This is a genomic window from Burkholderia sp. HI2714 (assembly GCF_002223085.1).
In the GTDB taxonomy this organism is placed as follows: Bacteria; Pseudomonadota; Gammaproteobacteria; order Burkholderiales; family Burkholderiaceae; genus Burkholderia; species Burkholderia lata_D.
The window spans coordinates 46,379-59,209 of record NZ_NKFM01000062.1; the positions used below are offsets into that span (position 1 = coordinate 46,379).

The 12,831-nt window shown below is 58.7% G+C and carries 8 protein-coding genes and 1 pseudogene; 7 read left to right on the plus strand and 2 right to left on the minus strand.

What is annotated here, in order from left to right; genetic code table 11:
• Positions 1-38: 38 nt before the first annotated feature.
• Both CFB82_RS33955 and CFB82_RS33960 read right to left on the minus strand, forming a co-directional pair.
• Positions 39-1,892, minus strand: coding sequence for an ABC transporter ATP-binding protein (locus tag CFB82_RS33955; protein WP_089486811.1), 1,854 nt, complete (start codon positions 1,890-1,892; stop codon positions 39-41).
• 98 nt (positions 1,893-1,990) lie between these two features.
• Positions 1,991-3,010: an alpha/beta hydrolase family protein gene (locus CFB82_RS33960; protein WP_089486812.1), complete on the minus strand. Its 1,020-nt coding sequence runs from the start codon at positions 3,008-3,010 to the stop codon at positions 1,991-1,993.
• Positions 3,011-3,152: 142 nt separating this feature from the next.
• Here CFB82_RS33960 and CFB82_RS33965 point away from each other — a divergent pair, with 142 nt between their 5' ends.
• From CFB82_RS33965 to CFB82_RS33985, 7 genes and pseudogenes are all read left to right on the plus strand, one after another.
• Positions 3,153-3,749 (plus strand): TetR/AcrR family transcriptional regulator, encoded by a 597-nt coding sequence (locus tag CFB82_RS33965; protein WP_089486813.1) that lies wholly within the window; start codon positions 3,153-3,155, stop codon positions 3,747-3,749.
• Between the two features lie 700 nt (positions 3,750-4,449).
• Positions 4,450-6,984: a type VI secretion system Vgr family protein gene (locus CFB82_RS33970; RefSeq protein WP_089487020.1), complete on the plus strand. Its 2,535-nt coding sequence runs from the start codon at positions 4,450-4,452 to the stop codon at positions 6,982-6,984.
• Positions 6,985-6,989: 5 nt separating this feature from the next.
• Entirely contained in the window at positions 6,990-9,362 is a 2,373-nt protein-coding gene (locus CFB82_RS42605; protein ID WP_143751003.1) for a hypothetical protein, read from the plus strand.
• Positions 9,363-9,375: 13 nt separating this feature from the next.
• Positions 9,376-9,798, plus strand: a complete 423-nt coding sequence (locus tag CFB82_RS42610) for a hypothetical protein (RefSeq protein ID WP_143751004.1) — start codon at positions 9,376-9,378, stop codon at positions 9,796-9,798.
• A gap of 661 nt (positions 9,799-10,459) precedes the next feature.
• Positions 10,460-11,026, plus strand: coding sequence for a TetR/AcrR family transcriptional regulator (locus CFB82_RS33975; RefSeq protein WP_089448963.1), 567 nt, complete (start codon positions 10,460-10,462; stop codon positions 11,024-11,026).
• Positions 11,027-11,253: 227 nt separating this feature from the next.
• A pseudogene (locus CFB82_RS33980) lies at positions 11,254-11,678 on the plus strand (organic hydroperoxide resistance protein).
• 57 nt (positions 11,679-11,735) lie between these two features.
• The gene (locus CFB82_RS33985) at positions 11,736-12,770 is read left to right on the plus strand and encodes an alpha/beta hydrolase (RefSeq protein WP_089448962.1); all 1,035 of its coding nucleotides are present in this window, start codon (positions 11,736-11,738) and stop codon (positions 12,768-12,770) included.
• The last annotated feature ends 61 nt before the right edge of the window (positions 12,771-12,831 follow it).

Here is a 12,831-nt window from a genome sequence, read left to right on the forward strand (position 1 = left end):
CAACGAGGCCGCGCGTCTTGCGCATCCGGACAGGTGGGTTACTGCTCCGCCTTCTCCACGTCCGCCGTCTCCCCGAGGAACCCGCCGCTCTGGTGCGCCCACAGCGCCGCGTAAATACCACCCGCCTGCAGCAGTTGCTGGTGCGTACCTTCCTCGACGATGCGCCCTTCGTCGAGCACGATCAGCCGGTCCATCGCCGCGATCGTCGACAGCCGGTGCGCGATCGCGATCACCGTCTTGCCGCTCATCAGATCGTCGAGGCTGCGCTGGATCGCGACTTCGACCTCGGAATCGAGCGCGCTGGTCGCCTCGTCGAGCACGAGGATCGGCGCGTCCTTGAGCATCACGCGCGCGATCGCGACGCGCTGCCGCTGGCCGCCCGACAGCTTCACGCCGCGCTCGCCGACTTCGACGTCGTAGCCGCTGCGCCCATGGCGGTCGCGCAGTCGCTCGATGAACTCGGACGCTTCCGCGCGCACGGCTGCGTCGTGCATCTCGCGCTCGGTCGCGTCGGGGCGACCGTACAGCAGGTTCTCGCGCATCGTCCGGTGCAGCAGCGACGTATCCTGCGTGACCATCCCGATCGCGCCGCGCAGGCTGTCCTGCGTCACGTGCGCGATGTCCTGCCCGTCGATCCGGATCGTGCCGCCGCCCACGTCGTAGAAGCGCAGCAGCAGGTTCACGAGCGTCGACTTGCCGGCACCCGAGCGGCCGATCAGGCCGATCCGCTCGCCGGGCCGGATCGTCAGGTTCAGCCCGTCGAATACCGCGCGATCGTTGTCCTCGTGCGCGAACTGCACGTTGTCGAACACGATCTCGCCGCGCTGCACCGTGAGCGGCTTTGCGTCGGGCGCGTCGACCACGCTGTGCACCTTCGTCAGCGTGTTGATGCCGTCCTGGATCGTGCCGACGTTCTCGAACAGCTCGGTCATTTCCCACATGATCCAGTGCGAGTAGCTCGACAGGCGCAGCGCCATCGCGATCACGGCGGCGACCACGCCCGCACTCGCCTCGCCGTGCATCCACAGAACCAGCGCGAGGCCGGTCGAGCCGACCAGCAGCAGCGTCGACAGCAGGTGATTGACGACCTCGAACGCGCTGACGAGCCGCATCTGCGCGTCGCCGGTCGCCTTGAACGCCTCCATCGCGCGGCGCGCGTGGTCGGCTTCGCGCCGCGTGTGCGAGAACAGCTTGACGGTCGTGATGTTCGAATACGCGTCGGTGATGCGGCCCGTCATCAGCGCGCGCGCATCGGCCTGGCGGCTGCCGACGGCACCGAGGCGCGGCACGAAATACGCGCACGCCAGGCCGTAGCCGAGCGCCCACAGCGCGAGCGGGATCATCAGCCGCCAGTCGAAGCTGGCCGCGAGCGCGAGGATGCCGATCAGGTACGCGGCGACGCCAATCACGACGTCGACCGACATGAACAGTGCGTCGCGCACCGCGAGCGCGGTCTGCATGATCTTGGTCGTCACGCGACCGGCGAACTCGTTCGCATAGAACGACAGGCTCTGGTCGAGCATCAGCCGGTGAAACAGCCAGCGCAGCCGCATCGGGAAGTTGATCGCGAGCACCTGGTGCTTGACCATCGTATGCAGCGCGATCAGCAGCGCACTGCCGGCGAGGATCGCCGCGAACCCGGCGAGCGTGCCGAAGTGCCGGCCGCCGAAATCGGCCGGCGTCGAGGACGCGAGCCAGTCGACCACGCGGCCCATCATCGCGAACAGCGCGGCTTCGTACGCGGCCAGCGCGGCCGACGTCAGCGCGATCAGCAGGATCCAGCTGCGCGCGCCTTTCGTGCACGCCCAGACGAACGAGAAGAATCCCCGCGGCGGCGTGACGGGATCTTCGAGCGGGAAAGTCGGCAGGCGCCGTTCAAACCACGAAAACATTGAAACCTCTCCTTGATGCGGCCACGCCGGCCGGCGCGGCCCCTATTGCCCGTTTCATGCGCGACGCCTTCGAAGGCGTCGCCGTGTTGCACACGTGTTCACTGCGCCCGAATCCACGCTTCGATCGGCCCGAGCGTGCCCGGTGCATAGGCATCGCGCCCGAGCACCGTGTACAGCCACTGCTTCCACGTCGGCCAGTCGGACTCGAGCTGGTAGTCGAACCAGCCGGCGCGCAGCAGCGCATGCGTCGCACCGGGCACGACCACCACGCGCCGGTCGGGCCGGTTCGCGAACGCATGCGTGTAAGTGTTCGCCTCGTCGACCGGATCGACATTGCGATCCTGCGCGCCCCACACGGCCAGCACCGGCCCCTGCATCGTCGCGAGCGCCTGTGACGCGTCTTCCAGGTAGTTGCGCGCGATGAAGCCGAAGCGGCGCGGCTCGATGTCCGGGCGGCGGCGCGGATCGGCCGGCACGTCCGCCTGGCCGAAGATCGCGTCGTTGGCGCGTCGCTCGGCGGCCAGTGTCGCATCGATTCGATCCGGCTGCAGGCCGGTTGCCTGGAGCTGCTGTCGCGTCAGGTAGGTGCCTTGCCGGCGCCAGCTGACGGCGCCGCCGACGATCACCGAGAACGCGGGCCGCACCGCATTCGCGACGCGCGGAATCACCCAGCCGCCTTGCGAGAAGCCAAGCAGGCCGATCTTGTGCGCGGGACCGATGGCGGCGCGCACGCGCGCCATCGCGGCGATCGTTTCGTTCGCACGGTCCTGCATCGATTGCGCGAGCCAGTCGCCGCCGCTGCGGCCGGTGCCCTGCTTGTCCCACGCGAACACGCCGATACCGGCGTCGAGCAGGCTGTTGACGAGCGGCAGCATCGCGTCGTCGGAGAAACGCGTGCGTGGCCCGTCGCCGTGGACGAGCAGCACGATCGGCGCAGCGGACGCGTGGGCCGGCAGCGCGAGCGTGCCGACGAGGTCGGCTTCACCGGTGCGGAATGCGAGCGTCGACACCTCCGCGCCCTTCAGCTCGAAATCGGACAGGCCGCGCAACGCGATTGCCCCCACCGCGGCCAGCAGGAGCAGGACGAGCGCGATGCCGGCAATGGCGATTCGTTTCAAGAGGCCCTCGGAGCGGCGGTGTGAGCGGAGGTCGCAGGCGGCACGGGCACGATGCCTTGACGCCTGCAGGACGTCGCCACGATAATAGATCGACTAATCAGTCTAATAAAGATTCGAGTCATCGTCTAGCACGGAGTGCCTGTTGAGAAAGATCGACCCTGAAAGAGCGGAAGCGAAGCGGCGCCAGATCCTGGACGCCGCGATCGACTGTTTTGCGCGCGACGGCTTCCATGCGACGTCCACGGCCGCGATTTGCAAGGCGGCCGGCATGAGCCCCGGCAACCTGTTCCACTATTTCCCGACGAAGGCGGCGATCATCGAGGCGGTCGCGCAGGAGGACCAGTGCGAGATGGCGGAACTGTTCGCACGGCATGCGGACGCCGACGATGCGCTGACCGCGATCGAGGAGATCGCACTGGCATTGATGGAATTGTCGAGCGAGCCCGTCTATGCGCGCATCAGCGTGGAGACCGCGGCGGAGGCGACGCGCAATCCGGACGTCGCCGCGCTGTTCGCGGCGAACGAGGCGCAGGTGAAAGGGCGGATGGTCGCGCTGATCAAGCGTGGCGTCGCGCAAGGGAAGATCGACGGCAGCCTGAAGCCCGATCTCGTCGCGACCTGGCTGCTCGCGCTCGCGGAAGGGGCGGTCGGGCGCGTCGTGTTCGAGCCGGGGTTCAAGCCGCGCGCGCACCGGGCGATGCTGCGGACGATCATTCAACGGATGTTGAAGCCGCAGTAGGTATTTACGTGACTTAGCGCTAGCCCGTCCGTCATCGCAACCGGCGCGCTACGTCGCGTCGACATGCCTATCGCTTGGTGGATTACCGTCAGTCGCTCGTGGAGCAATCGTAGGACTAGCGCGTTCCGACGTTAGCTCTTGGATGGCGCCTCGTGTCAACCGCCGCTCCAGTTGGATGTTCGACGAAGGTCAGGGCGACCGCCGGCTGGAAGGGGAGGCGCACACTGGATTTCGGGCCGCTCAAGGAAATGATTGGCTGACGGTGCTGTACCTGTCGCGCATCTACTTCACCTTCTCCGTGTGTGGGCCCTCGACCCTTCGACTGACTGCGTGTTTTCGACTTCGGATCGTGATGAAAATCCGAAGTTGCCCGCGAATTTACCATCCCAGCATATTGAGGGTATGAACCTAATGTACTTCGTTGTAGTTTGTGGCGTACACCAATATCGCCAAAACTGAGGGGTGAGAGAAAGGAAAAAGAAAGGAGTGTGTTTTGAGTATGTAATTATTGCGACGGAAGGTCCATCTCGAAACTGGTTTGTGTTTCAATTCTCGTCAGACATATTGCGGGTACCTGGGCTAGGATGCATTCTTATAGCTTGTAAATGCCGACCGAATCACAGCCTCCAAAGCCGGGACTGTTTCCATGAGAGAGCGGGCCGATGTAGCAGCCCGCATTGATAACAAGATGGATATGCGTATGAATATGACCGAGTTGGTTCAAGCGATTCGTGGCGGCCTGATCCAGCACGATCGCTTGCTGAAGACAGATATTCCGTCGCTGCCAGTCAATACATTGATACCTCGTCGGGCTGTCCTCCATTCAGAGCTTGGCCGGGATTTCAGCGTTACGCTGGACGCGGTATCCACGGCGGGCGACATCGAGCTCAAGACACTAATCGCTCGGCCGATGACGCTGTGGATTCAGCAAGCGAACCGATCATATCTCCCAGTCAACGGCTACATCCACACTGCACGAAGACTCGGATCGGACGGCGGGTTGTCAAGCTATCAATTGACCTTTGCATCATGGATGCATTTCCTCAAGTTTCGCAGTGATATGCGGTACTGGCAGGATAAAAGCGCAGATGGGATCATCGCGGATGTATTCGATTCGCATCCCCAGGCGCGTGGACAGTACCGGTTTGCGTTATCGAGGTCGTTGCCATCGCGCTCGTACTGCCGTCAGAGCGAAACCGACTGGAACTTTGTGCACCGCCTGATGGAGGATGAGGGACTATTCGGTTTCTGGCGACACAGCGAAGATGGCAAGACTCACATGCTTGTCGTTACCGACGACATCTATGCGATCGATGAGATGTCGTCTAACCGGATCGAATTTTCCCGGTCGGGAGTAATTGGAGAAGCCGACGCATTTACTCAATGGGCGGGTTCGCGAACATTGCAGAGCGCGCTGCATACGACGTGCACGTTCGACTACAAGGCGCCGTCTGCCCCCGTCAACCCCAAAGGCACAACACTGCCGACCCGGGCCGATCAAGGGAGCTTGCCCGAACAGGCCGAAGTGTATGAATATACCGGCGCCTATACATATCTGGATCAGGATCGTGGCGAGCATCTTTCAAAGATTCGCCTGGAAGAATGGGAATCTCGAGCGAAGCGGTTCTTTGGTGTGGGAGGCGTTCGTGGTATTGATGCCGGACGACGCTTCACACTGACCGGCCATCCTGAGCATGATCGTGATGAGGCCAGTCAGCGTGAATTCGTGGCAATCAAGGTGCACAGGTACATCGAGAACAACCTGCCGCTGTCCAATCTGGAAGCCAGTTTTCCGCATAGTCTGCAAAATCAGTTGGTCAAGGCCAAAGCCGGTATTTCAGGAGAAACCGCGCTCACGGTTACGCATGAAGACGGCTCGGTTGGTTTCTATCTGGTTGAAGTCGAATCGCAGCGTGTGACCGTACCGTATCGCAGTTCATTCGAGCACAAAAAGCCGGTAATGCAGTTTGAGACAGCGATCGTTGTCGGCCCGAAAAATGAAGAGGTCTATACGGATGAACTGAACCGGGTCAAGGTCATGTTTGTCTGGGACCGGCAGAGTCAGGGGGATGAACGTGCGTCGTGCTGGGTACGCGTGGCTCAGTCAGATACCGGTGGGGGCTACGGAAGCGTGCACGTTCCGAGAGTCGGCGAAGAGGTGCTCGTAGGTTATGTCGGCGGAGATTGCGACAGACCGATTGTTCTACATCGCGTTTATAACGGGCGCGTACAGCCGCAGTGGCACAGCAACGGCATCCTGTCCGGCTACCGATCGAAGGAGTACTCGGGAGTCGGCTACAACGAGATGGTTCTCGACGATGCAACAGGTCAAAACCGGCTACGGCTGTTTAGCAGTAGCGCGAATTCTATGCTTCATCTGGGCTATCAGATCGATCAGAACGGAAACACGCGGGGGGCATATCTGGGAACGGGTTTTGACTTGAGAACCGATTCGCACGGTGCGGTACGTGCAAATGGCGGCCTCTATGTGACGACGCATACGACATCGGCGGGAAGTCAACCGATTGATGCATCGCTTACGCAGCAGCAGCTTGCTCGCGCGGAAAACGTCGCTAAAGGGCTATCGGACGCGGCAAAGCAACGTAATGCCGAAGATTTGCAGGCCCAACTCGACACGCTCAAACAGTATTCGGCGGCAACCAATCATTCCGTGACCGGACAATCATCGGGGGGACGAACTGCCGGAGGCGGAACAGGCAGCGCGAGCGCTTTCAAAGAACCGCTGATGTTGTTCGGCAGTCCGTCCGGTATCGGCTTCTCATCCGAAAAATCGATACGTATTACAACCGATCAGCATTTGAATCTGGTTAGTGGGCAGAACAGTCACATTGCAGCTGGTAGATCGCTGATCGCAAGCGTAGCCGAGAAGATCAGCCTGTTCGTACAGAACGCCGGTATGAAACTGTTCGCGGCGAAGGGAAAGGTCGAGATACAGGCACAAAGTGACGGAATGGACCTGATTTCAGAGAAACAACTTCGTGTAACGAGTGCCGGCGAAGATATCCTCGTCGCCGCGAAGGAAAAAGTGGTTGTTACGAGTGGTGGTGCGAGTATTACGCTCGAGAATGGAAATGTCGAAATACGGTGCCCGGGAACGTTTACGGTTAAAGCGGCATCACATTCCTTTGAAGGCCCGGCGAGTCTTGAGACCCCATTGCCGTCGCTCCCGCAAGGCGAGCTGAAAATCAAGAACGTCTATAACTTGTCGCGATAATAACGATGATTATTAGCCCTCCCTTTCTGCCTGCTTCAGGCTTGACATCCGGCGACGCATTTGAAATTGATTCGATGATGGTCGCGATTGACAACTTCGAGTTGGCGCACGGAATTTATCCTATCGCATTCGATCGACGGTGGCATACCGGTGTTCATTTGATGCCGGATTCGCAAAATGAACGAGTGCGAGCTATTGCTGATGGTGAGGTGGTCGCGTATAGAGTGTGCCAAAAAGCCATCGATGGTGGGAGCGGCAAACCTGACAGTAATGCAGGCTTCGTTTTGCTCAAACACAAAACCGAAACTGGCGAAGGTCGGGTAATCACGTTCTATTCCCTATATATGCATTTGCTGGAGCTGGACGGCTACAAGAAACTAGGCGTTAGTCTGGATGGGTTTCCTGAGTTTTTGCAAACTCCTTCGCCGGGTGAGGTGGAAATGCTTCCAGTAACGCCGCCGCCGGCTCAATCGGGAAACGGCAGGAAGATATATCGAAAAGATTCACTCGGGTTGGCTGGGCGCTGTCATGGGCAAAACCATCTTCACTTTGAAATATTCATGCTTCCAGATGATTTTGATGCATATTTCGGAGGAACGCAGCTTGATAAACTGCAGCCAAAAACACCAGCCGGTTCCGATTGTTGGGGGCATGTGTATTATATTATTCCGCCTGAGCAGGCGTTTATGGATAAACCACCAAACTCGGATTCAAAAGGAAAGATCGCTGCGCCCAGTAAAGAGGGGCTCAAAGACGTGAAATATGCAGTTCTGCAGGAGGGGAAGAACTCCCAGTGTACCTTGCATGTGGAAGTGTATTTCCATAAAGGCGACAAGTTCACGAATGTGTGGAGCGTGGCTCAAGATGGGACAAGAACTCTACTTACTCAAAAACCTGTTCAAGAATCAGGGTATGAGTATGATTTGGTAAATCGCGCAAGGGTTTTGTATCCGGACTGCCCGAGCGATGGCTACGAGTTGCTCCGTTTTGGACGAATTCTTTCATCGCAGCCAACACTGGCAACCGGTGCTGCACGTGCTACGTGGATGCGAGTAACATTTGCATCCGGGCAGGAAGGGTACATCGACGTTAATTCAGACTCCATTGTCAAGTTATCGGATGCGGATTTCCCATTTTTTATGGGATGGAAGAAGGTTAGTAAAAGCGATAACAATATGCCGTATGACAATGATGGAATGTGTGATGTCGATGAGCTAAGGAAGATTGTTAATGATGTTGCGGCGGCAACCTGGCTCCCTGAAGAGCCTGAGGACGAGGATTTTCTCAGTGAATATATTAAGAGCAATGATGTTCTGAGGGCGGTTCTCAAAGGGTTTGTGTGCCACGCGCCGACGGAGTGGGACAGCAGTCAGAACGATAAGCGATATGCAGCTCTAAATGCTCCGGGTGGATTTTATGGACAACAAAAAGAATTAAATCCGACGGGAACGGGCTATACGGATTTTCTGGATCTGCTTAAAAAATTTCAATTTTGGGATAAAACGGGATTGCCGTCCGGTGAGCTCTGGTTTTTTCATCCACTTCAGTTTATTCGGCACTTCAGGAAGTGTGGGTGGATGCAAGCAGAGGAGTTGGCGCAGTGCTTTCCTAGAACCCATTTGCGTCTGAAGCATACGAATTTTGTTACGGAATCTGTTGCCTGGAGTACTGCATATTCGCATGCGAAGGACTGGGCCGGTGCATTCAATCGTGGCACCAGGAAATATGGCCTTGATAATGGAAAATTGAGGCTGCTCCATTTTCTGGCTCACGTAATACCGGAAACGGCTAGTTTGACTCTCGTTGTCGAGGGTGGGGCCGACCATGCAGATTATGCTCCATATTGGGGGCGGGGTTTGATTCAGTTGACTCATCTTAGTAATTACTTGCCATATGGGAAGTTTAGAAAATTTCAAAATGGAAATGTGCCAAATTTATATAAGGATTTGGGGTGGGATCCGGATGAGTTGATCGCGAAGGATAATAAGGGGCATCGAAATTCAGAGAATTGCGTTGATAGTTCTTGTTTTTATATCGCAAATAAATCTGGAATGCTCGGGCATATGGACGCTGGTTGCAATCAAAGTGATGCCATTGTTGTGAGTAAAGATGTGAATGGATACGTAGCGATTGAAAATTTAAATGGCCTTGATGTGCGACTTCAGTCAGTACTTTATCTGAGAAAAATTCTCCTGGATGACGTCTTTGACGCCGAATCCGTTCAGATTGTATTCGAATGGCGTCGAAGTAGTGATAGGGAGCCAAAGCGCGATGCTCAAGGGAATATTGTGAAGCACGGAAATCCACCGAAGGACGTAATGATATTTTATAAGGCGACGCATACGATGCAGGCGCCTCTGGCCAGACAGAAACCTTGATGATGGAGCGGTAATGAAGAAGATCGTGGCATTGATGATTCTTGTTTTCTCGGCATCGGCTCATTGTGAGGTGCGGGTTGAAGACTACTGCTTCGTTTCGACTGACGGGAAGTCGACTCGCTTTGAGTTGAGAACGTATTTCGATGATTCGATCAATTGGTCGGGTGCGGTCGTTAGATACGAAAGATCAAGCAAATCGATACCTTTGGTTTTGTTGAACAATAATATCGATGAGGTCGAAAAGGGGCGTCCGGCCGAAATTTCGAGAAAATGGGCGGAAGTTTTGAATGGCTCTATTGGTGGTGAGTATGAGATGTCCAGTCAAGGAGGGAGCATAAATTCTATGACGTACAAAAATAGCAAGACAAAAAGGAAGCTTGATTTCGATTTTGATGTAAATGCCCAACGTACTGAGGGCATGGGGTGTAATTGGTAGTTTGTGTGGAGAAATGGAGGCGCATCGGGTAACGCTGAAGTCCATCGTTGGGCGGATGTCGTTGCCGCAGCGGGCACGGAATGGCGCACAACTAACCGTTCGTCGGGAAGGTTTACGGCACTCCTTTCGCCTGCGGGATCACAATGGACCACTCACGTGGCAGGCGCCACATGGACGGGCGTCAGGCGTCGGCTTCGACCGTTGCTTTGAGTCGGCCGCGATTTCCAGTGCTGTTGGACGTAGATCGGGATGATGGCTGGCGAGGCCGTGCGTATATGAGCTGCGTGGTTTCCATTCGCGCGTGTGAAACAGGTGTGGGTGCTGCTTTGCCGGCGACCACGCGGTTGTGTGGGTGATTGCGTTCCTAGTTCATTCGGGCCGGCGAACTGTCATGTGTTTGGCAAGCACGCGCGGGGAAAAATAGACCAACACCGGAACGGTTCACCTGTCTCGAGATCGCGTCAGTGACGATTGAATCACCGAGGTGGATCGACTTCGAGGCGCGTCGGCGGGCGCGAAGGCCGAGATTAAAGATGGGCCGATGGGGTTCTGGAGGATCTCCTCGACAGCGCGCGGCCAGAGTTCAAGTCTCGTCAGCATTCTGACAATATTTCTAAAAAACCCCTTGACTATCTATCTATGAGTAGATAAAGTTCGATCCATGGAAACGAAACCGACCGTCCGCGAACAGATTCTCGACCACGCGATCACGCTGATGATGCAGCGCGGTTACAACGGCTTCAGCTATCGAGACCTGTCCGACCTGGTGGGCGTGAAGACGTCGAGCATCCACTACTACTTCCCGTCGAAGGACGATCTGGTGCTGGAAGCGGTGGCGGCCTACAGCGACGAAGTCCTCGCGGCCGTGCGGGCGATCGATCCGGCGCTGCCGGCCGACGTGAAGCTGAGCCTGTACACGAAGATGTTCGGCCGCACGCTGGGCGACGGAAACCTGATCTGCCTGTGCGGGATGCTCGCGTCCGACATCGAAACGCTGCCGGAGAACGTGCGGCAGGCGGTGCAGGCGTTCTTCACGGCCAACGAGCGCTGGCTCGCGGAATTGCTGGCGCAAGGCGCGAAGGAAGGCACGCTGCAGTTCAGCGGCGAGCCGGACACGGCCGCGCGCACGCTGTACGCGGCGTTCCAGGGCAGCGTGCTGGCCAGTCGGTTGTTTCATACGCGGGCGCGTCTCGAGGATGTCGAGGCCGTCTGGAAAGCGCGGTCCTGACGGGCGGCGCGCGAGCGGTGGGGCGGTTCGCCGCCTTTTTATTGAATCTTGTTATCTATCATGTAGTAGATAGATGATTGGTGCAGAGGAATCGATCCTCTGCATTTTTTGGGAATGTTTATCTATCTATGAGTAGATAAATAAACGCGAGGCCGGCGAAGAAACCGCCGGCACGCGCTCCCCGGTTCGAAGGCTGTTTCATTCATTTGCTGAAAAAGGAGTCTGTCATGTCGATCGAAAAAGTGCTGTACCGCGCCCATGCAAAAGCCACCGGCGGCCGTGACGGCCGTGCGACGGTGCCCGAAAGCGGCCTCGACCTGAAGCTGACCACGCCGCGCGAGCTCGGCGGCGCGGGCGGTGCGGGCGCGAACCCCGAGCAACTGTTCGCCGCCGGCTACAGCGCGTGCTTCATCGGCGCGATGAAGTTCGTCGCGGCGCGCGACAAGATCGCGATCCCGCGGACGCCGCGATTGAAGGCAGCGTCGGCATCGGCGCGATCCCGAACGGCTTCGGCATCGAAGTCGAACTGAAGATCTCGCTGCCGGGCCTCGATCGCGATGTCGCGCAAACGCTGATCGACCGCGCGCACGTCGTCTGCCCGTACTCGAACGCGACGCGCGGCAACATCGACGTCACGCTCACGCTCGTCTGATCAATCGCACTGCCAACAATCCATCGCCATTCAAAGATTCGACCAAGGAGTTGCACCATGAAGATCGTCAAGCCGCTGCTGATCGCCGCCGCCGTGGCAGCCGCACTGTCCACCGCACCTGCCGCGTTCGCCGCGGGCGCCGATGCCGTCGGTCCCGATGCGAAGACGAGCGCGTTCCTCGCCGCGCTGAACGGCCAGAAGGGCCCGGGCCTCGAAACGCTGAGCCCCGCGAAGGCGCGCCAGGTGCTGGTCGACGCGCAGAACGGCGTGAAGGTCGACCTGTCCGGCATCGACGTGTCCAATCGTACGATCGAGCAGGACGGCCTGTCGGTGCCGGTCACGATCGTGCGTCCGCAAGGCGTGACGGGCACGCCGCCGGTCTTCGTGTTCATCCACGGCGGCGGCTGGGTGCTCGGCGATTTCCCGACGCATGAACGCCTCGTGCGCGATCTCGTCGTGCAATCGGGCGCCGTCGCGGTGTTCGTGAACTACACGCCGTCGCCGGAAGCGCGTTACCCGGTCGCGATCAATCAGGCGTATGCGGCGACGAAATGGGTGGCCGCGCACGGCGCGGAGATCGGCGTCGACGGCAGCCGCCTCGCGGTGGTCGGCAACAGCGTCGGCGGGAACATGTCGGCTGTCGTCGCGCTGATGGCGAAGGACAAGGGCGGCCCCGCGATCCGCTTCCAGGGGCTGATGTGGCCGGTGACGGACCACAACTTCAACACGGGTTCGTACAACGCGTACCAGCAGGGCCACTTCCTGACGCGGCCGATGATGAAGTGGTTCTGGGACGCCTATACGAAGAACGAAGCGCAACGCAACGAAATCTACGCGTCGCCGCTGCGTGCGAGCCTCGCGCAGTTGAAGGGGCTGCCGCCCGCGCTGATCCAGGTCGCGCAGTTCGACGTGCTGCGTGACGAAGGCGAGGCATACGGCCGCAAGCTCGACGCCGCCGGCGTGGACGCGACGACCACGCGCTACGACGGCACGATCCATGACTTCGGCCTGCTGAACGCGCTGGCCGACGATGCGCCGACGAAGGCCGCGACGAAGGCGATGGCCAATGAAATCGCGACGCGGTTGAAGTAACGCGATCGACGGTCGTTCGAATCGGAACAACAGGACGGCGGGCACGTTGCCCGCCGTTTTT

Bases quoted from the DNA above. Each gene is read 5' to 3' on its own strand.
- CFB82_RS33970 (WP_089487020.1), top strand. From the start codon at position 4,450: ATGAATATGACCGAGTTGGTTCAAGCGATTCGTGGCGGCCTGATCCAG.
- CFB82_RS33955 (WP_089486811.1), bottom strand. From the start codon at position 1,892: ATGTTTTCGTGGTTTGAACGGCGCCTGCCGACTTTCCCGCTCGAAGAT.
- CFB82_RS42610 (WP_143751004.1), top strand. From the start codon at position 9,376: ATGAAGAAGATCGTGGCATTGATGATTCTTGTTTTCTCGGCATCGGCT.
- CFB82_RS33985 (WP_089448962.1), top strand. From the start codon at position 11,736: ATGAAGATCGTCAAGCCGCTGCTGATCGCCGCCGCCGTGGCAGCCGCA.
- CFB82_RS42605 (WP_143751003.1), top strand. From the start codon at position 6,990: ATGATTATTAGCCCTCCCTTTCTGCCTGCTTCAGGCTTGACATCCGGC.
- CFB82_RS33975 (WP_089448963.1), top strand. From the start codon at position 10,460: ATGGAAACGAAACCGACCGTCCGCGAACAGATTCTCGACCACGCGATC.